General features: G+C 69.3%; 22 protein-coding genes. 17 read left to right on the top strand and 5 right to left on the bottom strand.

Going from position 1 to position 24,148, the window contains the following annotated elements; genetic code table 11:
• Positions 1 to 105: 105 nt before the first annotated feature.
• Positions 106 to 1,140 (bottom strand): AAA family ATPase, encoded by a 1,035-nt coding sequence (locus ABZ412_RS19545; RefSeq protein ID WP_357282315.1) that lies wholly within the window; start codon positions 1,138 to 1,140, stop codon positions 106 to 108.
• A 3,061-nt stretch (positions 1,141 to 4,201) separates the two neighbouring features.
• Here ABZ412_RS19545 and infA point away from each other — a divergent pair.
• The 13 genes from infA to ABZ412_RS19480 all read left to right on the top strand — a co-directional run bounded on the left by infA (position 4,202) and on the right by ABZ412_RS19480 (position 14,582).
• On the top strand, positions 4,202 to 4,423 hold the full coding sequence (gene infA, locus ABZ412_RS19540) for a translation initiation factor IF-1 (protein ID WP_040804562.1): 222 nt from the start codon (positions 4,202 to 4,204) through the stop codon (positions 4,421 to 4,423).
• A 122-nt stretch (positions 4,424 to 4,545) separates the two neighbouring features.
• Positions 4,546 to 4,659 (top strand): 50S ribosomal protein L36, encoded by a 114-nt coding sequence (gene rpmJ / locus ABZ412_RS19535; protein ID WP_033085975.1) that lies wholly within the window; start codon positions 4,546 to 4,548, stop codon positions 4,657 to 4,659.
• Positions 4,660 to 4,839: 180 nt separating this feature from the next.
• On the top strand, positions 4,840 to 5,211 hold the full coding sequence (gene rpsM, locus ABZ412_RS19530) for a 30S ribosomal protein S13 (protein WP_213557960.1): 372 nt from the start codon (positions 4,840 to 4,842) through the stop codon (positions 5,209 to 5,211).
• A 9-nt stretch (positions 5,212 to 5,220) separates the two neighbouring features.
• Positions 5,221 to 5,634, top strand: a complete 414-nt coding sequence (gene rpsK, locus ABZ412_RS19525) for a 30S ribosomal protein S11 (protein WP_213557959.1) — start codon at positions 5,221 to 5,223, stop codon at positions 5,632 to 5,634.
• Between the two features lie 21 nt (positions 5,635 to 5,655).
• Complete coding sequence (rpsD, locus tag ABZ412_RS19520) at positions 5,656 to 6,261, top strand: 30S ribosomal protein S4 (protein ID WP_357088930.1); 606 nt, start codon at positions 5,656 to 5,658, stop codon at positions 6,259 to 6,261.
• A 119-nt stretch (positions 6,262 to 6,380) separates the two neighbouring features.
• Positions 6,381 to 7,439: a DNA-directed RNA polymerase subunit alpha gene (locus tag ABZ412_RS19515; protein WP_033085978.1), complete on the top strand. Its 1,059-nt coding sequence runs from the start codon at positions 6,381 to 6,383 to the stop codon at positions 7,437 to 7,439.
• A gap of 52 nt (positions 7,440 to 7,491) precedes the next feature.
• On the top strand, positions 7,492 to 7,989 hold the full coding sequence (rplQ, locus tag ABZ412_RS19510; RefSeq protein ID WP_357282314.1) for a 50S ribosomal protein L17: 498 nt from the start codon (positions 7,492 to 7,494) through the stop codon (positions 7,987 to 7,989).
• Between the two features lie 69 nt (positions 7,990 to 8,058).
• Positions 8,059 to 9,015 (top strand): tRNA pseudouridine(38-40) synthase TruA, encoded by a 957-nt coding sequence (gene truA / locus ABZ412_RS19505; RefSeq protein ID WP_357282312.1) that lies wholly within the window; start codon positions 8,059 to 8,061, stop codon positions 9,013 to 9,015.
• A gap of 274 nt (positions 9,016 to 9,289) precedes the next feature.
• Entirely contained in the window at positions 9,290 to 10,255 is a 966-nt protein-coding gene (locus ABZ412_RS19500) for a helix-turn-helix domain-containing protein (protein ID WP_357282311.1), read from the top strand.
• A gap of 229 nt (positions 10,256 to 10,484) precedes the next feature.
• Positions 10,485 to 11,465 carry an AraC family transcriptional regulator gene (locus ABZ412_RS19495; RefSeq protein WP_357282309.1) on the top strand — a complete coding sequence of 327 codons (981 nt, stop codon included), beginning with the start codon at positions 10,485 to 10,487 and terminating at the stop codon, positions 11,463 to 11,465.
• Between the two features lie 81 nt (positions 11,466 to 11,546).
• Positions 11,547 to 12,401 (top strand): nitrilase-related carbon-nitrogen hydrolase, encoded by an 855-nt coding sequence (locus ABZ412_RS19490; protein ID WP_357282308.1) that lies wholly within the window; start codon positions 11,547 to 11,549, stop codon positions 12,399 to 12,401.
• A gap of 101 nt (positions 12,402 to 12,502) precedes the next feature.
• The gene (locus ABZ412_RS19485) at positions 12,503 to 13,495 is read left to right on the top strand and encodes an AraC family transcriptional regulator (RefSeq protein ID WP_357282307.1); all 993 of its coding nucleotides are present in this window, start codon (positions 12,503 to 12,505) and stop codon (positions 13,493 to 13,495) included.
• A 79-nt stretch (positions 13,496 to 13,574) separates the two neighbouring features.
• The gene (locus ABZ412_RS19480; RefSeq protein WP_357282306.1) at positions 13,575 to 14,582 is read left to right on the top strand and encodes a nitrilase-related carbon-nitrogen hydrolase; all 1,008 of its coding nucleotides are present in this window, start codon (positions 13,575 to 13,577) and stop codon (positions 14,580 to 14,582) included.
• Between the two features lie 107 nt (positions 14,583 to 14,689).
• Here the strand turns inward: ABZ412_RS19480 and ABZ412_RS19475 are convergent, their stop codons facing one another.
• Positions 14,690 to 15,028 carry a metal-sensitive transcriptional regulator gene (locus ABZ412_RS19475; RefSeq protein ID WP_357282395.1) on the bottom strand — a complete coding sequence of 113 codons (339 nt, stop codon included), beginning with the start codon at positions 15,026 to 15,028 and terminating at the stop codon, positions 14,690 to 14,692.
• Between the two features lie 109 nt (positions 15,029 to 15,137).
• Between ABZ412_RS19475 and ABZ412_RS19470 the strand changes: the two genes are divergently transcribed.
• The 3 genes from ABZ412_RS19470 (at position 15,138) to ABZ412_RS19460 (ending at position 17,973) form a co-directional block, all read left to right on the top strand.
• Complete coding sequence (locus ABZ412_RS19470) at positions 15,138 to 15,953, top strand: S-methyl-5'-thioadenosine phosphorylase (RefSeq protein ID WP_357282304.1); 816 nt, start codon at positions 15,138 to 15,140, stop codon at positions 15,951 to 15,953.
• A gap of 198 nt (positions 15,954 to 16,151) precedes the next feature.
• Positions 16,152 to 17,387 (top strand): NAD-dependent epimerase/dehydratase family protein, encoded by a 1,236-nt coding sequence (locus ABZ412_RS19465; protein ID WP_357282394.1) that lies wholly within the window; start codon positions 16,152 to 16,154, stop codon positions 17,385 to 17,387.
• Between the two features lie 22 nt (positions 17,388 to 17,409).
• On the top strand, positions 17,410 to 17,973 hold the full coding sequence (locus ABZ412_RS19460) for an NAD(P)H-dependent oxidoreductase (RefSeq protein ID WP_357282302.1): 564 nt from the start codon (positions 17,410 to 17,412) through the stop codon (positions 17,971 to 17,973).
• On the opposite strand, the gene eccE is transcribed toward ABZ412_RS19460, so the two are convergent.
• The gene (eccE, locus tag ABZ412_RS19455; RefSeq protein WP_357282300.1) at positions 17,958 to 19,631 is read right to left on the bottom strand and encodes a type VII secretion protein EccE; all 1,674 of its coding nucleotides are present in this window, start codon (positions 19,629 to 19,631) and stop codon (positions 17,958 to 17,960) included. The two genes, ABZ412_RS19460 and eccE, sit on opposite strands and share 16 nt — an antisense overlap.
• A gap of 110 nt (positions 19,632 to 19,741) precedes the next feature.
• Between eccE and eccB the strand changes: the two genes are divergently transcribed.
• Positions 19,742 to 21,229, top strand: a complete 1,488-nt coding sequence (gene eccB, locus ABZ412_RS19450) for a type VII secretion protein EccB (RefSeq protein ID WP_357282298.1) — start codon at positions 19,742 to 19,744, stop codon at positions 21,227 to 21,229.
• A gap of 2 nt (positions 21,230 to 21,231) precedes the next feature.
• On the opposite strand, the gene mycP is transcribed toward eccB, so the two are convergent.
• Complete coding sequence (gene mycP / locus ABZ412_RS19445) at positions 21,232 to 22,659, bottom strand: type VII secretion-associated serine protease mycosin (protein ID WP_357282296.1); 1,428 nt, start codon at positions 22,657 to 22,659, stop codon at positions 21,232 to 21,234.
• 12 nt (positions 22,660 to 22,671) lie between these two features.
• Complete coding sequence (gene eccD / locus ABZ412_RS19440; RefSeq protein ID WP_357282295.1) at positions 22,672 to 24,132, bottom strand: type VII secretion integral membrane protein EccD; 1,461 nt, start codon at positions 24,130 to 24,132, stop codon at positions 22,672 to 22,674.
• Positions 24,133 to 24,148: the final 16 nt, after the last annotated feature.

The following is a 24,148-nucleotide window of genomic DNA, read 5'->3' as shown; positions in this document are numbered from 1 at the left end:
CTAGCACCCGTTCGAAGCCGTGTCATGCGCAGCCACCCGCCCGCGGCCACCGTCACCGCCGGGTCGAACGCCCTGCCGCCGAAGCGCTTCGGAACCGGTCCCTGCTCAGCCCCGATAGTGCCGGTGGTCGGTGCCGAAATCATCGGCGACCGTGGCCGCCAGCTCCACATAAGCGCGCTTGACGGGCTTGCTCAGGCGATGCAGATCGATCTCCGCGCCCTCACCCAGGTGAGCGTCGTACGGGATGATGTGGACCGCGCGGCAACGCGACAGGAAGTAGTCGCGCAACTGATTGATCCCGACATTCGGGGCGCCCGGGCGGGGCAGGTTGATCACCACCACCGCATTGCGGACCAGATGGTCGTGACCGTGCAGCGACAGCCAATCCAGCGTCGCCGCCGCACTGCGCGCGCCGTCGATCGCCGACGACGAGATCAGCACCAGCGAATGCGCCAGATCCAGCACACCCGCCATCGCCGAGTGCATCAGGCCGGTACCGCAGTCGGTCAGAATGATGTTGTAGAAGCGCTGCAGGATCCGCGCCACCGCGCGGTACTCCTCCTCGCTGAACGCCTCCGACGCCGCCGGATCCCGCTCACTGGCCAGCACCTCCAAGCGGCTGCTGCCCTGCGAGGTATGCCGGCGCACATCCGAATACCGCTGAATGTGCTCGTCCAGCAACAGATCCCGCACCGTAGACCGCGTCTGCAACGGCACCCGCTGCGACAGCGTCCCGAAGTCCGGATTCGCGTCCACCGCGATCACCCGGTCCCCGCGAATCGACGAGAAGATCGAACCCAGACCCATCGTGGTCGTCGTCTTGCCGACGCCGCCCTTCAACGACAGCACCGCGATCCGATAGTCGCCGCGCACCGGCTGCCGGATCCGCGCCACCAACTCCTGCAGGCGGCGCTCCTCCGCCGACATGCCGGGATTGATCGCGCCACCGGACATATGGTGCACAGCCCGCCGCCACCCCGAACCCGGAGCCTTCTTCGCCCGGCGCAACGGAACATCATCCAGCGACGGGGCGGGACCACCGGCAAACCCGGCCGGACCCCGCGCGCCCTGCGGGGGACCGGCCTGGGCCGGAGCGCCGTACTGACCGGGCGCGCCGAATCCGGGCTGCACAGAACTCATCCCGTACTGCCCTGGCATGTGGCCACCCGGCTGTGCGTTCACATCACCCCAGACGGGCGCGTCCGGGCCGGGCTGCCCCGGGAACCCCGGCGCTGCCGACGGACCGGGCTGTCCCGGAGAGCCAGGCACTGCGGACGGGCCGGGCACACCTGGGTAGCCCTGCTCTGGCCCGGGTGCGGCCCAAGGCATCTGCCCACCCTGACCCTGCGGTCCATCGGCCCCTGGACCCCACTGCGGCTGCGTGGGAGCGCCGTCGCCCGGCATACCCGTGCCGGGCGGAAGCATCCCGTTGGTCCGCGGCCCGTCGAATCCGGCGGCCTCGGACATCACGGCATTCGACGACGGGTTCGCATCAACCCCGACACCATCGGGACGCTGCGGAGCCGACTGCGACACGGACGGCCCCGACGGGAAACCCCGCGGCGGAGTCGGCATCCCGGAATCGGGCTGTGGCGCGCTGACCGGATGGCGACCACTCAGCCCAGCCGCCGCGGCCTCGGACAGCGGTGCGTTCGCCCAAGGATTCGCGTCCGGGTCCTCGGCCCCCGCCGCTTCCGGACCGTCCGCCGAAGGGCGTTGCCCGGGCATCGAGGGATGGCCGTCCGGTGCCCAGGCTGCCGGTGGCACTACGCCCTGCCCGGCGGGGAACCCCGAGGGTATGCCCGGAATATCGGAATCATGCGCGGTGGGGTCGCTCGAATGCGGCCCGGCCTCGGTCTGCGGGCCGTTCGCCCACGGATTCAACTGCGGCGGAACGGGTCCGGCCGGGAATCCCTGGTTCGGCGGCATCGGAGGAACGCCGGAGTGCGGCACGGGCGGCAGGCCCTGAGCGCCGGGGAGCGGGCCCGGAGCGAGTGGTAGGCCCTGTGAACCGGGGAAGGGGCCCGGCGCAGGCGGCAGGTGCTGCGCGTCAGGGAACGGTCCCGGCGGCGGTGGCAGCCGCTGACCGGCATCGGCGGACTGCTGTGGGCCACCCGGGACCTGCGGCAGCGGGCCCGACGCCGGTGCGGAAAGACCGGGCGGCGCGGGCGGAATGTCGAGGCGCGGGTCGGCGGACGGTGTGACCTCCACCGCGCGGTGGCGGCCCGGCGTCATCGCCTGATCGAAGTCCGCCTCCGGGCCCGAGGTCTCGCCGGCGCCTGGCTCGGCCAGTTCCGCGTCGAGCGGTTCGCGCGCAGCGGCCGTCGTATTCGGCACGGGAGGAACGCCATTGCCGGAGCCCGGGCGATCGGCCGAGGTCGGCTTCGGCGTGCCCGGAACCGGGACGGGCTCCGGTTCGCTTGCGGTGGGGCTCGATTCAGGGGCAGGCGGGAGCGGCCGGCGAGTCGTCGGATCGGCCGGCGCGATGACGCCGGAACCGGTCGCGTGCAGATCGCCCGGAGCCGGAGGCAGCGGCGGCTGCGCCATCTTCCTGGTGACCTCGGCCGGATCGGCCGCGAGCCGGTCTGCCTTCGGACCGCCGTCGGACAGCTCACCGGGAGCTGGGGGCAGCGGCGGTCGAGCGGCGCGAACCGCGGGATCGCTTGCCGCTGCGGCCATTTCGCTCGGAGACGGAGGCAGGGGCATCCGCGTGGTCGGGTCCGCTGGGGGGCGGGCGGGGGAGGCCGCGTCCGGGTTTCCCGCGGTCGGCGTGCCCGCGAGGGACGCGCCCGCGGGCTGCGTACCGATGGGCGTTGCCGGGGCAGCTGCCGCGGGAGGCGCGGAGAACCGCGGGGGTGTCAGCGGAACCGAAGAAGGACCGGGCTGGGCGGGTTCGGGCGCAACGGGCGGTTGAGTGGGGTCGCCGGTGAGTCCCGGCGGCTTGCCGGGGTCTGAGGAACCTTCGAAGCCCCGACCATCCGGGCGGCCGGGTGCAACGGGTTGGCCGTCCTCCGGAACCGGTTCCGCGCCTTGGCTATTCGAGGATCGACCGATGTCCTGACCCACATGCTGGGCTGTGCCCTGTCTGTTGGGCGGCTCGGCGAGTGGGGTCTGGCCGCCCGGCGGCTGCGTAAATGGCGACTGGCCGGTCGAGTTCGCGGCCTGCGTTCGTTCGGCCGGCGGCTGTGTGAAGGGCGATTGGCCCGTGGGCTGGGGAGCCTGTGGTGCCTGGCCGATGGGCGGCTGGCTGTTGGGCTGAGACGACTGCGGCGGCTGAGCAGCGGGAGGCTGTGTGAATGGCGCCTGGCTGTTGGGCTGGGGTGGCTGCGGTGTCTGAGCGGCGGGCGGCTGCGTGAAAGGCGTCTGGCCGTTCGGTCCGGATGAGTGGCCGTTGGGAGGCTGATTAAAAGGAGCCTGGCCGTTGGGGTGCTGAGGAGCGTGGCCGTTGGGATGCTGGGTGGCCGGGTTCTGGCCGATGGGGTGGCGGCCGGAGGGAGAAGTCGGCTGGGCCCCGTTGGGCTGCGTGCCGTTCTGGGGGAGGTTGAAGTGGGTGCCGGGGTCGCGGGTCGGCATCGGGGTGGGCGGAGTGGGCTGCTGGGTGCGCGGCTCGGCGGGACCGGGTGGGGGAGCGGACGCGGGTCCGGGGGTGCGGGGGAGGGGCGCGGCGGGTTCGGCGGCCGAGTCCTTGCGGGGCTTGCGGCGGCCGAAGAGGCGGCGGCCGCCCTTCTCCTCGGGGATGAGGTCGTCCTGGGGGAGGTTCTCGACGGGGGCTTCGTATCCGGTGTCGGTGACGTCGCTCTCGGAGAGCCAGGGCGGGAGCATCGGGAGTCCGTCGTTCTCGCGACTCACTTATACCCCCGGGTGCCTCGATCTATCGTGCAGGACACGGCGTAGTTTAGCGATTCCCGGCGACCGCGTGCCCGGCGTGTATCGGCCGCCCGCGGCCGGGGTATGGCCCGCGCGACCGGGGAGGGGCACGTCACGGCACCCGTATTTGGCCGGATCTGGGGCGACGGGTAAAGTAGGTCGCTGGTGACTTACATAGTGGCTGTGGCATGTCTTCGTGCCGCCTCCAGTGAGTATGTCACCGGGTTGGCCACAGTGCACCAGCAATCCACCGGTGCGCCTGCGAAACTCATGGCCGACCTGCCGTAATGAGCTTGAACCAACCAGGTTCAGCCTAACCGGGATCGCGGAGGATATGGCGAAGAAGGAAGGGGCCATCGAGGTCGAGGGCCGGGTTATCGAGCCGTTGCCCAATGCGATGTTCCGGATCGAGCTGGAGAACGGGCACAAGGTTCTGGCCCACATCAGCGGCAAGATGCGGCAGCACTACATCCGCATCCTGCCCGAGGACCGCGTCGTCGTGGAGCTCTCGCCCTACGACTTGACCCGCGGCCGCATCGTCTACCGCTACAAGTGAGTCGCTCCTCGCGGGAGCGCATCAAGACTTCCGGGGCGATATGTCCCGGGTTTCCCCGGTCGAACTGACCGGGGAAAAACTGTGTTCACGGCCAGTGAACACCAACCCAGATTGGATCTGACGTGAAGGTTCAGCCGTCCGTCAAGCCGATCTGCGAGAAGTGCAAGGTGATCCGCCGTCACGGTCGGGTCATGGTGATCTGCGAGAACCTGCGCCACAAGCAGCGTCAGGGCTGATCTCCGCCAAGCACCGAACGCAGTTCGGATTGGCAATAAGAAGCACTCCCAGCGCCAGTCGCCGTCGCCGAGTCCCGTCAGGGGACGGATGGCGGCCTACCCCCGGTACGGAGGCCGGGGCCCCACTTACGAGGGGACGGCCAGGGAGCAGACCTCCGCAAAAGTAAGGAAACGCCAACCATGGCACGTCTGATGGGCGTCGACCTCCCGCGCGAAAAGCGCATGGAGATCGCGCTGACCTACATCTTCGGCATTGGCCGTACCCGCGCCAAGGAGATCCTCGCGGAGACGGGCGTCAGCCCGGACCTGCGGTCGAAGGACCTCAGCGACGACGACCTGACCAAGCTCCGCGACTTCATCGAAGCGCAGGAATTCAAGGTCGAGGGTGACCTGCGCCGCGAGGTGCAGGCCGACATCCGTCGCAAGATCGAGATCGGCTGCTACCAGGGCATCCGCCACCGCCGTGGCCTGCCCGTGCGTGGCCAGCGGACCAAGACCAACGCCCGCACGCGCAAGGGTCCGAAGAAGACCGTCGCCGGCAAGAAGAAGTAGGGATAGCGCATGCCTCCGAAGAGCCGGGCCTCGGGCCCGAAGAAGACTCAGAAAGCGCGTCGCCGGGATAAGAAGAACATCCCGCACGGCCACGCTCACATCAAGAGCACGTTCAACAACACGATCGTGTCCATCACCGACCCCGAGGGCAATGTCATCTCCTGGGCGTCCTCCGGCCACGTCGGTTTCAAGGGCTCGCGTAAGTCGACCCCGTTCGCCGCTCAGCTCGCCGCCGAGAACGCTGCCCGCAAGGCGCAGGAGAACGGTGTCAAGAAGGTCGACGTCTTCGTGAAGGGCCCGGGTTCGGGCCGCGAGACCGCGATCCGTTCCCTCCAGGCCGCCGGCCTCGAGGTCGGCACGATCTCCGATGTCACTCCGCAGCCGCACAACGGCTGCCGTCCGCCCAAGCGGCGTCGCGTCTAGCGGGAAAGGAAGAGTAGAAAAATGGCTCGTTATACCGGCCCTATCACCCGCAAGTCGCGTCGTCTGCGTGTCGACCTCGTCGGAGGCGACCAGGCGTTCGAGCGTCGTCCTTACCCGCCCGGCCAGCACGGCCGCGCGCGGATCAAGGAGTCTGAGTACCTCATGCAGCTGCAGGAGAAGCAGAAGGCTCGCTTCTCGTACGGCGTCATGGAGAAGCAGTTCCGCAAGTACTACGAAGAGGCGAACCGCCAGAAGGGCAAGACCGGCGACAACCTGCTGCGTCTGCTCGAGTCCCGTCTGGACAACGTCGTGTACCGCGCCGGTCTGGCCCGTACCCGTCGTGGCGCTCGCCAGCTGGTCTCGCACGGCCACTTCACCGTCAACGGTGTGAAGGTCGACGTGCCGAGCTTCCAGGTCTCGCAGTACGACATCATCGATGTCAAGGCGAAGTCGCTGGCCATGTACCCCTTCCAGGTGGCGCGTGAGACCGTCGGCGACCGCCCGATCCCGGGCTGGCTGCAGGTCGTTCCCGGCCGTCTGCGGATCCTGGTGCACCAGCTCCCCGAGCGTGCGCAGATCGATGTTCCGCTGCAGGAACAGCTGATCGTCGAGTTCTACTCGAAGTAATAGGTGCGCGTAAGCGTGCCGCTGGTTGTGGCCCTGCTCAGTTCGATAAGCACAGGGTCAGGGCCGCAACAGCTCCCACATAGTGGGCGTCAAATAGTGGGCGTCCGAAGGAGGAAGAAATGCTGATTTCACAGCGACCGACGCTGACCGAAGAGGTCGTGTCCGAGAACCGGTCGCGGTTCACCATCGAACCGCTGGAGCCGGGTTTCGGTTACACCCTCGGCAACTCGCTGCGCCGCACCCTGCTCTCGAGCATCCCGGGTGCCGCGGTCACCAGCATCCGCATCGACGGCGTGCTGCACGAGTTCACCACCGTCCCGGGCGTGAAGGAGGATGTCACCGACATCATCCTGAACCTCAAGGGCCTGGTCGTGTCGTCCGAAGAGGACGAGCCGGTCACCATGTACGTGCGCAAGCAGGGCCCGGGCACCGTCACCGCCGGTGACATCGTCCCCCCGGCGGGCGTGACCGTGCACAACCCGGACATGCACATCGCCACCCTGAACGACAAGGGCAAGCTGGAGATCGAGCTCGTGGTCGAGCGCGGTCGCGGCTACGTCCCGGCCGTGCAGAACAAGGCGTCGGGTGCGGAAATCGGCCGGATTCCGGTTGACTCGATCTACTCGCCGGTTCTCAAGGTGACGTACAAGGTCGAGGCCACCCGTGTCGAGCAGCGCACCGACTTCGACCGGCTCATCCTGGATGTCGAGACCAAGAACTCGATCTCCGCGCGGGATGCGCTGGCGTCGGCGGGCAAGACCCTGGTCGAGCTGTTCGGTCTCGCGCGCGAGCTGAACATCGAGGCCGAGGGCATCGAGATCGGCCCGAGCCCGGCCGAGGCAGACCACATCGCCTCGTTCGGCCTGCCGATCGAGGACCTGGATCTCACCGTTCGGTCGTACAACTGCCTCAAGCGTGAGGGCGTGCACACCGTCGGCGAGCTGGTCGCCCGCACCGAGTCGGACCTGCTGGACATCCGCAACTTCGGTCAGAAGTCCATCGACGAGGTCAAGGTCAAGCTGCACTCGCTCGGCCTGTCCCTCAAGGACTCCCCGGCTTCCTTCGATCCGTCCTCCGTCGTCGGCTACGACGCGGCGAGCGGCACCTGGAGCGACAGCGGCTCGTTCAGCGACACCGACAGCGGCGAGCAGGACTACGCCGAGACCGAACAGCTTTAGGCGGCTCGGGGCCAGCGCCCCGGATCTGCCTTAGACACAGGAGATTCCAACCATGCCCAAGCCCAAGAAGGGTGCCCGCTTCGGCGGGTCGGCGTCGCACCAGAAGGCGATCTTCGCCAACCTGGCGACGGCGCTCTTCGAACACGGTCGTATCACGACCACCGAGGCCAAGGCCAAGGCGCTGCGCCCCTACGCCGAGAAGCTCGTGACCAAGGCGAAGGGCGGCACCCTGGCCGACCGTCGCGAGGTCATGAAGGTGATCCGTAGCAAGGACATCGTCCACGCCCTCTTCGCCGAGATCGGTCCCTCGTTCGAGGGCCGCGACGGTGGCTACACCCGCATCATCAAGACCATCCCCCGCAAGGGTGACAACGCTCCGATGGCGATCATCGAGCTGGTCCGCGAGAAGACCGTGACCAACGAGGCCGATCGTGCCCGTCGTGTCGCCGCTTCGAAGGCCACCGAGGCTCCGGCCGAGGCCAAGGCCGACGAGGCCGCCGAGGCTGAGGCTCCGGCCGCCGAGGCTGCCGAGGACAAGGCCGCGGAGTAATACTCCGGGTCCTTCGGACCAACCAGGGGTTTCAGGGGCTTCCCCTGAAACCCCGAAGGTGGACATCCCATGAGTGAGCCCGCCGTCCCCTCCGGGTCGGCGGGCTTTCTCCATGTTAACCAGGAGATCGCTGTGACCGTGGAGGATCCGACGCCCGAACCCATTTCGATTCGGGTACGGCTGGACATCAGTTACGACGGCACCGATTTCACCGGCTGGGCCCGTCAGCCCGGCCTGCGCACCGTGCAGGGCGTGCTGGAGGACGCGCTGTCCAAGGTGCAGCGCGAACCCATCCAGCTCACCGTGGCCGGGCGCACCGACGCCGGGGTGCACGCGGAAGGTCAAGTCGCGCACTTCGATACCCACACCGAGGTCGACGGCCCCAAGCTGGTGCACCGGCTGGCCCGTTTCCTGCCCAAGGACGTGCGGGTCAAGCAGGCCCGGATCGCCCCGCCGGACTTCGACGCCCGCTTCTCGGCGATCCGCCGGCACTACGCCTACCGCCTGACCACCGCGCCCTACGGCGCCGAGCCGCTGCAGGCCCGCGGCGTGGTGCCCTGCCGTCCCGGCCCGGATCTCGAGGCCATGCGCGAGGCCTCCCGAAACCTGTTGGGCCTGCACGATTTCGCGGCCTTCTGCCGCCGCCGTGAGGGCGCGACCACGATTCGCGAACTGCAGCGCTTCGACTGGGTCGCGGAGGGCGACCTGCTGACCGCGTATGTCAGCGCGGACGCGTTCTGCTGGTCCATGGTCCGCAGTCTGGTCGGCGGCGTGCTGGCCGTCGGTGAGGGCCGCCGTACGCCCGACTGGATCGCCGGACTGCTGAACGAGCGCGAACGCGCCAGCGCGGTGACCGTGGCCCCGGCCCACGGGCTGTCACTGATCGCCGTCGACTATCCGGCCGACGCCGATCTGGCCGCCCGCAATATCCAGACCCGCGAGGTTCGCACCGTTCCCGGTCCCGCGGGCGGTGCCACCGATCTCGAGAGCAGCGCCGCCGACCCCGAGGGCTGCTGCGGGGACTGACCCCCTTTCCGGCGTGCCGCCCGCCGGGCGCGTCGTTCGAATCCTCCGGTCCCACCCCGATCTTCCGCACCCGCGATCACGTCTCCGCCGAGGTCGCGGGTGTGATGCCGCGCCCGTGATCGCGGACCGGTCGCGCGGATGAAAGTGCAAGTCCGGGATGAAGATTCGCTGTGCGAGTTGCGGGCAATGCGCCAATTCGGGCGGTTGGATGAAAGTTGGAGGTTGTTAGGGGAATTCGGGGTTCGGGGTGGGGGCGGGATGCGAGAATCGGGCAATGAGGGGCGGCGTCGAGCCCTCGGTGATGGAGGTTCGCTCCACGCCGGAGGTTTCGCAGCAGGAGACTTTCGAGGAATGGGAGGCCGTGGTCGCGGCCGCCTACGTTCCACTGGTGGTGACACCCGTGCGGTCGGGGGAATTCCGGGCGCGCATAGTGCAATCGCGATTCGACGGCATCGACGTGTCGATGGTGACCGCCAGCGGGCAGCATCTGAGCCGGATACCGCAACTCCTCCACGATCCCGAGGAACCGGTGCTGTTCGCCAGCATCACCACGCACGGCCACGGCTGGCTGGAGCAGGATGGGCGAGTGGGGGAGCTGGCCGACGGCGGACTGACCCTGCACGTCAGTTCCCGGCCCTTCAGCGCGCATTTCGAGAGTTCCTGGGGCGTGGTGGCGGTGCAGGTGCCGCTGGCCGAGGTGGTCTGCGCGTCGGGGGTGCCGGCGGACCGGATGCCGACCGCGGTGCGCTTCCCGCCCGAGGGCGCGGCCGGGATCGTGGGCCGCTTCTTCTGCGGCATGGCGCAATTGCAGTACACCGCACCGGAACAGGCCGCGGTGCTGGCCAAACACGGTACGGGCCTGCTGGCCTCGGTGGTGCAGCTGGCCGCGGGCGACCTGCCGCACGACGAGCCCGCGCACGCGCTGGCCAAACAGCGTGCGCTGGCGTTCATTCAGCGGAATTACGCCGATCCGGAGCTGACCATCGATCAGGTGGCGGGCGCGTGTTCGGTGTCGCGGCGCACTCTGTACCGGCTGTTCGAAGAGGGTGGAGACGGCGTGGCGGCCATGTTGCGGCGGATGCGGGTGGAGCGGGCGCTGTCGTTGATCCGCACCGATCCGACGCGGCCGCTGCTGTCGGTGGCGCGGTCGGCGGGCTTCGTATCCGAGCGGCAGTTCTATCGGGCCTTCAAACGCGAAACCGGCATGACCCCTGGCGAATTCCGGATAAATCATGCCTGATCAGGTGGTATTTCACGGCTGACCTGAATGGGCAGTGAACTGGCACGGCTGGGCAGTCACAGGGCGGCGTCGGCGCGGCATACTGGGGACGCGCCGCCCGGTCGCCGCCTCGAGCCGCCGGCGACCGGGTCGGCGAGTTCCCGGAGCAATCGGGCTGATTGGTCTGTTTTGTCGGATCAGTCGGCCTCATTCCCGTTCTCCTGGCGGCCGCTAGTGGAATGATGCAGGTGTGGGTATCGCTTCCACGGCCAGTGCCGAAGTCCGTACGACCTCAGAGGTTTCCGCGCGGCAAGCCTTCGAGCAGTGGGAGGCCCTCGTCGCCGATGCAGTGCTGCCTTCGATCGTCGAACCGATCGGCGCCGGGCCCTGGCACGGCAAACTCCGCTACACCCAGTTCGATCGGTCCAGCCTCACGCTGATGACCTCGAGCGCCCAGCGGGTGGTGCGCACCAAGCGTCAGCTCGAGCAGGCCGCCGGGGACTTCCTGCTGGTGAACATCATCGTCGATGGCTCGAACTGGACCGAGCAGAGCGGCCGGATCACCGAGGGCGGGGCCGGGACCATCGCCTTCTACGACAGTGCCCGCCCGATCGAGAGCCGGACCACCGAGAACGCGGTGTCCACCATCGTGCGCGCGCCCATGGACGCGGTGCTCGACCACGCCGGCCTGGTGCGTGAGGAGCTGCCGATCGCCAAGGCGCTGCCCGCCACCGGGGCCATGGGTGTGGTGGCCGACTTCTTCCGGGGTATGGCCCGGCTCGGCGCGGAGGAGACCGGCCGTGCGGCGGACGTTCTCGAGTCGCAGGTCACCTCGATGCTCTCGTCGGCGTTGCTGCTGGCCAACGGGCACTCCTCGCCCGGGCCCGCCGATTCGGTCTTCACCCGCCAGCAGGTGCTGGCGGTGCTGCGGAAGCGGTACACCGATCCGGACCTGACCGTCGACGAGGTGGCGCACGCCTGCCTGGTCTCGCGGCGCACCCTCTACCGGGTCTGCGAGGAGATCGGCGGCCCGGCCGCGCTGGTGCGGCAGATGCGGGTCGAGCACGCCCGCAGGCTGTTGCGAGCCGACCCGACCCGCCCGCTCTCGGTGATTGCCGCGGCGTCCGGTTTCGCCACGGATCGGCATTTCTACCGGGCATTCAGGCAGGAAACCGGCGTGACGCCGGGACAATTCCGGTCGCAATTGGACACAGGCACGCGCTGTCGGTAGCTCGGCACAGTATGTCGCTGTGACCGGCTGGCGTTCGGCGAAGGGTGATTGCACATCATCCGATCCGTCGAAGGAGCCGAGGTGCCCACGAAGGTGCGAGTCGCGGCTGTCCAAGCCGAGCCGCGATGGCTGGATCTGCCCGCCGGAGTCGGGCAGGCCATCGGGCTGATCGAGGACGCGGCCGCGGGTGGTGCACAGTTGGTGGCCTTCCCGGAGACCTTCCTTCCCGGCTACCCGTGGTGGCTGTGGCTGGAATCGGTGAGCTGGGGCGAGGGGTTCTTCGCACGTTATCGCACCAATTCGATGACGGTGGGGCGCACCGAGTTCCGGCGCATCGCCGACGCCGCTCGCCGGCATCGCATCCATGTGCTGCTCGGCTTCAGCGAACGCTGTGGCAGCGCGCTGTATATGTCCCAGTGCCTCATCGACGACCGAGGGGTACTGCTCGGAGTCCGCCGCAAGCCCGAGCTGACGCTGTTGGAGCAGCAGATCTTCCGCTCCGGCGAGCCCGGCGAGCCGCAGGTGTTCCGCACCGGCATCGGCCGCATCGCGGTGCAGGGCGGCTCCGAGCAGTTGCATCTGCCCGCGCGGCGGGAGCTGGAGCGCACCGGGGCGCAGATCCACGTGGTGTCCTGGCCGGGTTTCATCGTGGCGCGGGACGTGGACTGGGGCGTGCGGGTGAACAACGCGGCCACGCTCTGGTACGCGGTGGTCGGTCAGCTGAACGTGATCGCGGCGTGCTCGGTGATGGACGTGGCGGGCAGTGAGAGCCGCCGCGGCGCGGAGCCGGCCAAGCAGCTGGTGCCGGGGCCGGGCGGGCACGCGCGGATCTTCGCGCCGGGCGGTGAGGAACTGGCGTCGCCTTTGGGCGCGCACGAACAGGGTTTGCTGTATGCCGATCTGGAACTCGATCTGAGCTTCGAGTCCGCCGCCTGATTCGTCAACCGGTCCGCACCGGTTACTGGTTCGTACCAGTTCGGCCCATTGGCCGGAATTCGTCCGATCTGACACACTCTCCCCAGTATTCGGCCGTACACGTGGCCGCCATTGTCATCGAGGGATGGGGAGTGGAAGGGTTACCACCGGTCAACCGGATCGAGGTTCGGTCCGGCCAGGAACAGACGTCGACGGAGGCATTCGAGCGCTGGGAGGCGCAGGTGAGTGCTGCCTACGTGCCGCTGGCGGTTGAACCTATACCGAGTGGTCGCTTTGTAGGTTATATCGAATCCGCGAGCTATGGCGAGATGGATGTGTCGGTAATCGGATCGACGCCGCAAGTCATTCGTCGCACCGGCGCACTCATCGGCCGCAGTGCCGACGAATATCTCCTCGCCAGTATTCCGACCGTCGGCACCGCGCGCTTGTGTCAGGACGATCGCGTCGCCGATGTCGGTCCCGGCGGAATCGTGTTCTACGACAGCACCCGTCCCTACCGCTGGGACGCGCCGGAGCGGTTCGAGCAAGTCGTGGTGCAGGTCCCGCTCAGCCGACTACGCGAGCGCTACGGCATCGACAATCTCGAATTGCCCACTGCCACAGTATTTTCGGCAAACACTGCGCCTGGAATCGTGGGCAGCTTCTTTCGCGGGCTGGCCGAATTGCAGCACACCGATCCCGATGGCGCCGCGCTATTGTCCGCGCCCGGAATGGATCTGCTGGCCGCCGCCGCGATCGCCGCGTCCGGCCGCGCGCCGCGTGACCAGTCGGCGGACGCGCTCAATCGGCAACGGGTCCTGAACTACATGCGCGACCACTGCGCCGATCCCGATCTCGGAGTGGATCGAATCGCGGAGGGCTGCAGAATGTCTCGGCGTACGCTGTATCGAGTGTTCGGTGAGTTCGAGGGCGGACCGGGAACGGTGTTGCGCCGCATGCGCATCGAACGTGCTTGCGACCTACTGAGAAATGCACCACAGTTGCCGCTTTCGGCGGTGGCGAAAGCGGCGGGATTCCTCACGGAGCGTAGCTTCTATCGAAGCTTCCGTTTGGAAATGGGCACAACTCCGGGGGCATTCCGCGCCCTGGCATGATCAGTCGGTCATTCGGCACTCGTCGCCATTGTTCGATCGCTATAACTTGGCAAGGCTCCTCTTGCATGAGGGAAAAGCGATGAGGACTACGGTGCGAGTCGCCGCCGTCCAGGCCGAACCCAGCTGGCTGCGGCTCTCCGACGGCGTCGATCAGGTGGTCGAACTGATCCGGGCGGCAGCGGTGCAGGGGGCGCGGCTGGTCGCATTCCCGGAGGCGTTTCTCCCGGGTTATCCGTGGTGGCGCTGGATCGATACCAATCAGTGGAATGTCGAATACTCGACCAGATGCCGCGAGAATTCGATGACGCGGGACGGCGCGGAAATGTGCGCGATCACCGCTGCCGCCGCCGCGCACGACATTCATGTCGTACTCGGATTCGGTGAGCGCCAGGAACGGCGAATCTATATGTCGCAGGCCGTGATCGATGATTCCGGGCAGTTGCTGTCGGTCCGCCGCAAAGCCGGTCTGAACAGCGTGGAACGCAAGATATTCGCCTCCGGAACTCCGAATCTGCCCGCGGTGCACCACACCCCGATCGGCAAGTACGGCGCGTTGTCCGGTCAGGAGAATCAGCGGCCACTGCTCACCCGCGCGCTGCGCGCCGACGAGGAGCAGATCCACGTGGCCGCCTGGCCCGCCAGCCCCGACGGCGACGCGGTCGGACCGGAGTCGAGCGCCACGCTCAGCCGGATGTACGCGCTCGAGGTCGGCGCGTACGTGATCGCCCCTACCGCCGTGATCGGTGACGCCGCGTTCGGCGGTGTGGGCAGCGCGCGGCGCCACAATGGCGGCCCCACCGGATGCGCCCGCATCTACGGCGTCGACGGCGGCGAAGTGGTGGCCTCGCTCGCGGAGGGTGAGGAGGGCATCCTCTACGCCGACCTCGAGATCGCCGTGACGCTCGCGGACAACCAGCCCTGCGACTCCATTCGCACCACCCGGGATCGCAAGGACAACACTCGCAAGGACAGCGCACCCACTCGCCGCGGCTCCCGTCGCGTCGCCGCGGGCTGGCAGTCGGGCCCCGACCGCTGGGCCCTCCCGGCGTCCCTGGGCGCCTACCCCGGCGGCACCGCGGCCTGCTGACGCGAGCGGCCGCCGCGGTCTCTGTCAGGCGGGCCCCGTGTAGAGCGGTGGGTTGCCGGCGGAGTCGGCGGAGTGACAGGGCTTTCAGGGGAAGCCCCTGAGAGGTGCTAACTCCGCACGAGGCGCGCGATGGCGTCGGTGGCTTCCTTGATCTTGGCCTCGGCCTCGGGGCCGCCCGCGACGGCCGCGTCGACCACGCAGTGGCTGATGTGATCCTCGAGCAGCCCCATGGCGACCGCCTGGAGCGCCTTGGTCATGGCCGACACCTGGGTGAGGATGTCGATGCAGTACTTTTCCTCCTCGACCATGCGCTGCAGGCCGCGGGCCTGGCCTTCGATGCGGCGCAGGCGCTTGAGGTAGTCGTCCTTGGCGGTGATGTAGCCGTGCGAGGCGGTGTCGTGGCAGGACTCGGCGGTGTCGTGCCCGGCGGCGTCCTGGGTCGCGATCTTGTCGTTGGTCACCTGCGCTGTCCTCACTCCCGGGGGAAATACCCCCCTAGGGTACATGCTTCGCCCTGCTACCACCACTCACGGCCGCGTACGCAAGAATCGGAGCATGAGTTCGGACGCACGGGCAACGCTCGCCATCATCGGAGGCAGCGGCTTCTACGACTTCTTCGGCGATGACGCGACCACGGTCGAGATCGAGACCCCCTACGGCGCGCCCAGCGCGCCCATCACCATCGGCCAGGTGGAGGGACGCTCGGTGGCGTTCCTGCCCCGGCACGGCCGCAAGCACGAGTTCTCGCCGCACACCGTGCCCTACCGCGCCAATATGTGGGCGCTGCGCACCCTGGGCGTGCGCCGCATCTTCGGCCCCTGTGCGGTCGGCAGCCTGCGCGCGGACTGGGGGCCGGGCACCATCGCCGTGCCGGACCAGCTGGTGGACCGCACCTCCGGTCGCCCCCAGACCTTCTACGACGTCGGCGGCGTCCACGTGTCCTTCGCCGACCCGTACTGCGACGAGCTGCGCACTGCCGCCATCGCCTCGATCGGCGACGACCTGCCCGCGCACGACTACGGCACCATGGTCGTGGTGGAGGGCCCGCGATTCTCCACCCGCGCCGAGAGCCGCTGGTTCGCCGGGCAGGGCTGGGAGCTGGTCAATATGACCGGGCACCCGGAGGCCGTGCTCGCCCGTGAACTCGAAATGTGCTATTCCGCAATCGCTCTGGTCACCGACCTGGATGCCGGGCTGGAGTCCGGCGAGGGCGTCAGCGCCGCCGACGTGTTCGCCGAGTTCGAGCGCAATCTGGTGCCGTTCAAGGCCATGGTGCGCCGCGCCGTCGCCGCCGTCGAGGGCGACGACACCTGCGACAAGTGCCGCGTGCTGACCGGCACCGGCGTGCAGCTCCCGTTCGAGCTGCCGTAGCGGCCGGTCACGCGTGATGGCCGCCGCCCGAGCGGCCGGGGTACTCCGTTGTGCCCCGTGGTGCGTCGTTGCACCTGCTCGTGGCGGCATCCGCGGGTGGCGTCCAGCCGCCCCGCACCGTCTATCCATCGATAGGCCTTCGGGTTACGGCCGGCCATGCCCTACGCTGGATTCATGAAGGCGGGCGGTCGTGACCCCCTGCGTGTCCTGGTGACCGGGGCGGCCGGTTACCTGGGCTCCCATGTCCATCGCGCCCTGCTGGCCGCGGGGCACGAGGTCATCGCCATCGACGCCCTGCTCGAGACCGTGCACGGTCCGAATCCCGTTGTTCCGGAGAATGTCTCGCGCATCGACATCCGTGATCAGGGTGCGCTCGAAACCCTGTTGGCCGAGGTGGACGCGGTCTGTCACCTCGCGACGGCGGTGCCGCTGCCGCATGTGCGCGGCGCGATCGAGCCGGTGCGCGGGGATCCCTCCAATCCGGCTGCCCCGCCGGATGTTCGGCATTCCCGGCGGGTGGCCGGGGACGGGCAGCGTGGGCGCGACGATTCCGGGCATGGCGCCGGGCCGTGTGTGCGTGCCCCGGTCGGGGCGGGGCGGGGCGGAACCGAGCGGCCGGGGGCGGATGGGATGCGTTGGGCCGCCCTCTACGCCGCGCACAATGACGTCGGCACCGCCGTGCTGCTGGCAGCCATGGAACGGGAGGGCGTGCCGCGGCTGGTGCTCGGGTCCTCGGTGGTGGTGTACGGCGAGGGCCGGTATCGAGGATTGCGCGGCGGACCGTTCTATCCGGGACTGCGGCGGCGGGGGGATCTGGACCGGGGGCTGTTCGATCATCGTGCACCGCGTTCGGGGGAGGTGCTGACCTGGGAGCCGATGGGGGAGGACGCCCCGCTGCGGCCCCGGAGCGCTTACGCGGCAAGCAAAGTCGCGCAGGAGCATTACGCCTTGGCGTGGGTGGCCAATACCGGGGGCAGTGCCGCGGTGCTGCGCTACCACAATCTCTACGGCGACGCGGTGGCCGACGGGCGGCGCGTGCGGTCCGCGGAAACCGGTGTGGTGGCACGGTTCCGGGCCGAACTGGCGGCGGGCCGCCCGCCGCGAGTGTTCGAGGACGGTGGGCAGGTCCGGGACTTCCTGCATGTGCGCGATGCGGCGCTGGCGACGGTGGCCGCGGTGGAGCGCCCGGTGCCCGGGTTCGTGCCCTTGAATATCGCCTCGGGGCGGCCGCTGACCCTGTGGGAGGTCGCCTCGACCATGGCCAAGGCGGTGGACGGGCCGTCGCCGGTGGTGACCGGGCAGTGCCGGGCCACCGATGTCCGGCATGTGGTCGCGCATCCGGAAAGAGCCCGGCACGTCCTGAATTTCACGGCTCCCACCACGCCCGCCACCGGGCTCACGGAGTACGCCGAGCGCGGCGCGGGGCGGCGCTGAGCGAGCCCGATAGGCTCTCGGCATGGACACCCCGCTCCGGCTCGAGGTCATCGTCGCCAGCGTGCGGCCCAAGCGGTTCGCGCCGGTCGTCGCGGACTGGTTCCTGCGCCGGGCGCGGGCGGACGCCGCGTTCGACGTGGGGGTCATCGATCTGATGAACACCCCGCTGCCGGTGGATCTCACCGAGAACGACGAGGTGCGAGCGTTCCAGCGGCGGGTCGAGGCCGCGGACGCGTTCGTGGCGGTCACCTCCGAGTACAACCACGGCTATCCGGCGTCGTTGAAGACCGCCTTCGACAGTGTGAAGCGCGAATGGCGGGGCAAGCCCATCGGTTTCGTGAGCTACGGCGGGCTGTCCGGCGGTCTGCGCGCGGTGGAGCAGCTGCGGCAGGTGGTCGCCGAGATCCACATGGTCTCGGTGCGCGAGACCGTCAGTTTCCATGAGGCCAAACGCAAATTCGACGCCGAGGGCGAGACACGGGACGGGGCCGCGCTCGACGCCGCGGACCGTATGCTGCGTCAACTCGCCTGGTGGGCGGCGACTCTGCGCACCGCCCGCGCCACCAACCCCTACCCGGGGAGCTGAGGTGTGACGGCGGCGGCCGCGCGGGGCCGGCCGATGTAGGTGGACTCGCGGGGGATGGAGACCAGGGTCAGCGGAACCTCGGTGACGCCGGTGCGCAGAATGATTCGGTTCCCGGACGCACCCGGCTGGTGGACGGACAGGTCGGGGGCGGCGCCGGGCCAGCCGAGCGGGTCACTTGTCAGATAGACGGTCGTCAGGCCCGCGTGCGGGGCGGGCGCGAGGACGCCGTCGACCAGGGTGGCCGTGAAATCGGCGTCGGACTGGTGGGTTTCGACGGCGAGGGCGAGGCGTTCCGGATTGCCGATGGTGGTGACCAGATGCTGCCAGGCCGCAGGGCGGTCGGTGCGGATCAGGACGCGTTCGCCGACAGCGAGGGCGCGGAAGATCAACTGTTGTGCGAGATACAACTCGCCCGCCACGTACACACTCGAAATACCTTGGCCCACCAGGCGAATGGCGACGCCGTTGCCGTCGTCGTCGGAGCCGAGCAACTGCCCGCAGCCCGCCGAAGGCAGGTGCAGCGTGCCGAGCTCGTCGATCTCGCGGAGCTCGGCGGGCGCCGTGTCGTCCAGGCCGGGCACCGCGAACGGCAGGTGGGCGAGCAGGCCCTCGCGGTGGCGGCCGTTCATGGAGATCATGTGCCGCACCGGCAACTCGGGCAGTTCCCGGGAGGTGCGCCGCCAGGCCGCGCCGATGCGCACGGTGTCGGTGCTGCGGCCCGGGCGCAGTTTGACGGCCACCGTGGTGCCGCGCGAGGCGGGGACCCAGAGCTGGGCGAGCAGATCGGAGGCCAGCTGCCGGGGATCCACGGCGGCGCCGATGTTCACGCTGTTGCCGAGTTCGGCGTAGCGCCAGTGCTGGGTCAGCTGCCCGGGGTCCACGCCGGCGGTGACCTGCAACGCGGCCTGCCGGATCTCGGGGGCGGTGAGCAGGCGGGCCGCGCAGCCGCCGTCCTCGAGCACCCGCACGACGCGTTCGGTGGCGATGGTGACCGCGCGGTACGCGCCGGGCAGGCCGCCGCCGCGCCGGGCCGTGGCGTCGGGGCAGGTGACGGGGTCGAAGGCGATGGCGAGCCAGACCGTGCGGTGCGCGGTGGCGGGCAGCGGCCCGAGCAGGGATTCGTAGATGGCGCCCGCGGGCGTACCGGAGCGGCTGCGGAAGCCGTGCGAGACGATGTCGATGCCGGACAGCAGAATGTCGTGCTGGGTAAGGCTTTTCGCGAGTTCGGGCAGCGGCAGCAGGTGGGTGGCGTGCACGGTGGCACGGCCCAGCCGGGTGAGGCCACCCTTCGGGGCCAGTACCTCCACGACGGCGACCACGCGGCTGCCGTCGCGGTAGAGGCCGAGCGGGCGGCCGTCGGAGGCGCGGAAGTCGATGGTGTCGGCGGGCGGGTGGCCGCGGCGGGCGCGGAAGCGGCCGCGGGTGGCGATCCAGTCCGAGAGGGTGCGTTTGCCGAGTGGTAGCAACAGAACCAGACCGACCACTATGCCGAGAGCGAGCGCACCCCACCAGGCCAGTCCGCACACCATGGCGACAATCAGAACGACCAGTCCGGCGAGCTGCGCCCAGACCAGATTCGTGACCGAGATCCGGCCCGGCCGCCCGCCTCGACCGGTCCGCGACGGCCGCCCCGCCGACTCTCCGGATGCGATCGTCATCATCGATCCCCGGCTCCCCGATATCGGCCCCGCGCGCCGGCCGTGTGTGAATAAATGTCCAGGTCACTGTACTGTGTTCGGCGAAAACCCACGACTCACTGGGGATTTGGATGCCTTCGAAACCCACGACCCGATGGCAGGTGAGCGGCTACCGCTTCCTGGTCCGTCGCATGGAGCACGCCCTGGTCCGCCGGGACGTGCGAATGCTGCACGATCCCATGCGATCCCAGTCCCGCGCCTTCCTCGCCGGACTGATTCTCGCGTGCGTCGCCTTGGCTGGTTGCGGAGTGTTGGCTCTGCTGCGGCCGCAGGACAAGATCGGGTCCAACAAGATCGTCATCGGTAAGGACACCGGCGCGGTCTACGTCGTGCTCGACAATGTGGTGCACCCGGCGCTGAACCTGGCCTCGGCCCGGCTGGCCGCGGGCGATGCGGTCAAACCGGCCACCGTCAACGAGTCCGAACTGGCGAAGAAGCCGCGCGGCCAGCTGATCGGCATTCCGGGCGCGCCGACCTCGCTCGGGTTCACCGGCGGGGACGGTCACACCTGGACCGTGTGCGACGCGCTGTCGAATGACGGCAGCCGCACCCTCGCCAGTTCGGTGCTGGTCGGCGAATTGACATTGGCGGACAAGGCTTCCGCGCTGGAGTCCGGACGGGCGCTGCTGGTGCAGGGGCGCGATCACACGTATCTGATCTACGACGATCAGCGCGCCCGGATCGATCTCGACGATCGTGCCGTGGTCGACGCGCTGGACCTGAGCGGGCGGACGCCGCGGCCGATCAGTGAGGGGCTGCTCGACGCCATCCCCGAAGTGTTGCCGCTGGTTCCGCCGCCGATCGAGAATGCCGGGACCGCACCGGGTTACGCGCTCGGCGACCATCGGATCGGCGACGTGGTGCAGGTGCGGACCGACAGCAGGTACTACGTGGTGCTGGCAGACGGGTTGCAGCCGGTGTCGGCGCTGACCGCCGACATCATTCGCAATACCTACCGGTCCAGCGCCGCCGACAGCCTTATCGCCCAGGCCGATCGCACGGGAGCGCCGGTGTCCTCGGCGCTGCGGGTGTCGAAGTATCCGGCGCGGGCTCCGACCCTGGTGGACGGCAAGGACCAGCCGGTCGACTGCCTGTCCTGGCGGCTGGTCGGTTCCGCCGACACCTCCGACGGCGGCAAGCATGCCGAATTGTCCGTGCTCACCGGGCATGCCGTCCCGATCCCCGACCGCGCGAGACTGGTGCCGCTGGCGCAGGCCGACGGCAGCGGGCCGAATGTGGACAGCGTCTATATGAAGCCGGGCGCGGGCGTGTACGTGCAGTCCACCGGGATCGAGCCGGACAGTCAGCGCCACGACAGCCTGTTCTTCGTGTCCGACTACGGGGTTCGCTTCGGCATCCGGAATCCGGATGCCGCCAAGGCCCTGGGGATGGATCCGGCGACGGTGTGGCCCGAGTCCGCGCCGTGGCCGATCCTCGGACTGCTCGCGCCCGGGCCGACCCTGAGCCGGGAGGGCGCGATGGTCGCCCACGACGGCGTCGCGCCCGATCCGAACCCGGCCGAGGAACCGGTGAGAACCCAAGGGCCCAGCGCGAACTGACGTCAGCTGTCGCGGCCGCCGAACCTGCGGCGCAGCGGGAACGATGCGAGGAATCCCAGCACCAGCACGAGCGCCACCACTCCGCTGCCGATCAAGGCCACATCGCGTGCCGTGTTGTCCGGCGCGGGAGCGGGTTCGGGTAATGGGAGCTGTTGATCCCGTGCGTCGGCGGGGTGCTTGGGGCGCAGTTCCTTGCGTACCTCGGCGGTCAGCGCGGCCACGGGATCGACCGTGCCGTAACCGATGTACGGATTCCAGCCCTCACCCGGGGCGTGCGCCGTGGCCTCGATGCGGTCGATGACCTCGTCGGCCCGCATCTCCGGGTACCGCGCCCGCACCAGCGCGGCGACACCCGCGACCTGCGGTGCGGCGAAACTCGTTCCGCTATAGGGCAACACCTGCCCCTGATTGGTGACCTTCGCCGTGGTGAGCCCGGTGGTGCGGGGATCGAGCGAGACGATGTTCTCGCCCGGCGCGGCCACACCCACCCACGGACCCGGGACGGTGAACCGCGACGGCCGGCCGAATGCGTCCACCGAGCCCACCGACAGCACATAGGCATCCCACCAGGCCGGGATCACGTAGGACGTGACGCGATCCCACGGATCCCGGTCCGGGTGCACCGGATCGGGGCCGGGATTGCTCGCCTTGCAGGTGTCGGTATTGCCGGCGGAGGCCACGACGACCACGTCCTTCTGGACCGCCGCGTACTGCACGGCCGCGCCCAGCGCACCCATCTCGGCGCTCGCCGGCTCCGTCGTCGGGCAGGCGACCAGGGAGATGTTGATGACCCGTGCGCCCGTGTCGGCCGCCCGTCGGACGGCCGAGGCCAGCGCGGAGATCTTGCCGTAGCCGTCGGGCATGTCGTCGGGGCCCTTCTCCCGGCCCGCGCTCTTGGCCTGGTAGAGCGCGCTGGTCTGCCGGATGGTCATGACGCGGGCTTCCGGGGCGACCCCGGAGAAGCCTTGCCCACCCACCTGGGTGGCGGCGATCAGGCCCGCCACGATGGTGCCGTGGGCATCGCAGTCCTCGGTGCCGTCGCCGCCCGCGGCCACGTAGTCGCCCTCGGGGACGAGTCCGGGCAAGCGGGGGTGCGGGGACACCCCGGTGTCGATGACCGCCACCAATTGACCTGCGCCACGGGAGAATTGCCATGCACGGGGCAGATCCAGGGTGCGCTGGGTCGCCGGGACCGTCGGTCCGTCGCCGCTCGCCTGGGTGCTGAGGCAGGGGGAGTTGGCGGGATGCTCGGTCTGCGTCGGCGGGGTGGCTGGGCCGCCCGGGGGCAGCAGGCCCGCGTCGATGGGCGGCGGCCGGTCGGCGTGTGCGACGGCCGGCTCCGAGCCCATCCCGAACGACACCCCCAGCGCGAGTATCGAAGTCGCCGCGGCGAATCGGAAAGTGTTGGTGCGCAGCGTCCTACCTCGCATGGCGGACCGCTCTCAGAGTCCGCGCACGAGGGCGTAGAGGCCGGTCACCCAGAAGGCCAGCGGTACGACTGCGGCCACGAAGCCGTACTCCAGCAACTCGAGCGCGCGGAGTACGGGCGGGGTCGACTGCTGCCGCGGCACCAGGAAGCCCAGCACCAGCGCGGCCGCGAAAAGCGCCAGCGCCACGCCGAATACGGTGAGCGGTTGCCGCTGGGTGAGGGCCGTGCCGATCAGTACGAGCAGCACGATCGCCGCGCCGCCGACGATGAGGACCACGGCCTGTTCCGCGCCCGCGTAGGTGCGGCTGCGGAACATCAGGACCGCCGCGCACACCAGGGCCAGCGCCAGACCGGGCCAGAACGGCCGGATGGCAGCCGGATCCACACTCGCCACCGCCCCGGTCACCACCACGAGGGCGGTGGCCGCGACGAGACCGGCCAGATGGTCTTGTGCCCGTTCGGATTTCGCGCGCAGCATGTCCAGCGTGGGCAGGGCGCGGTGGTCGTCGGGATCGTCCTCGGTGGGGTCGATGGGGGTGCCGGGCGCGGGCACCGGCGGCAGTGGCAGCCGGGCGAGCAGCATGGAAAGCCTTGGGGCCACTGATAATCCGGCCAGTCCGACCGTTACGACGCCACCGCCGATGGCGCGCAGCGGTAGATCGGTGAGCAGGCCGACCAGGGCGGCCGGGATGGTGAAGGCGGCCAGTGTCGCGGCGCCGATGAACAATCCCGGCCCGACTCCCGTCGCTCGCCAGGTCAGCAGGGACGTGGCTCCGGCCAGCACCGCACCGAGAAGCGCGTTGGCCCAGCCGTAATGGTCCGGGACGTAGAGCAGGCCCGCGGTGAACGCGGTCGGCAGAGCGGAGCCGCCCAGGACCAGGGCGCTCACGCGCTCGCGGTATATGCGGGCGAGCACGGTGCTCGCGGTGACCAGCAGCACGGTGACGGCGGTGGCCACGGTGGCGGTGATCCAGGACGGGATCGCGTCGGGGGCGGCCAGCAGTCCGAAGCAGCCGGTCGCCATGATGACGACCGCCAGGACCGAGCCGGTCAGCCGGGCGGTGCGCGGCGACCAGCTTCGGAAGTGATCGGCGTCGGCGATGGCGACGTTGTACATGATGTCGTCGAAGAGCGGTGCGGGCGCGATGTTCTCGGCGCTCTCCAGCATGAGCAGTTCCCCGTCGCGCACGCCCTGTTCGCCCAGGCTCAGGGAATTGGAGAAGGGCGGCTGCCCGATGCGGGCCAGCACCCATTCGTGTGGCTCGATCTGTTCGCCGTCGAGGTCGAAGTCGTTGGCGCGGTTGTGCTGATCGACCATGTCGACCACGCTCGGGATGATCAGGGCCACCGGCACATCGACGGGAATGGCCATGTCGACCTGGGTGTGCTTGGCCAGAATGGTGACTCGCGCCAGATCCGGCGCGCGCACGGTGCCGCGGAAGTCCTCGAGGTGATCCGTCCGCGAGTGCGTCACGCCCGCACTGTACGGC

The organism is Nocardia sp. NPDC005746, from assembly GCF_040630785.1.
Lineage (GTDB): Bacteria > Actinomycetota > Actinomycetes > Mycobacteriales > Mycobacteriaceae > Nocardia.
Note: the sequence above shows the minus strand (reverse complement) of the source record. Positions and strands in the feature narration are given on the sequence as shown.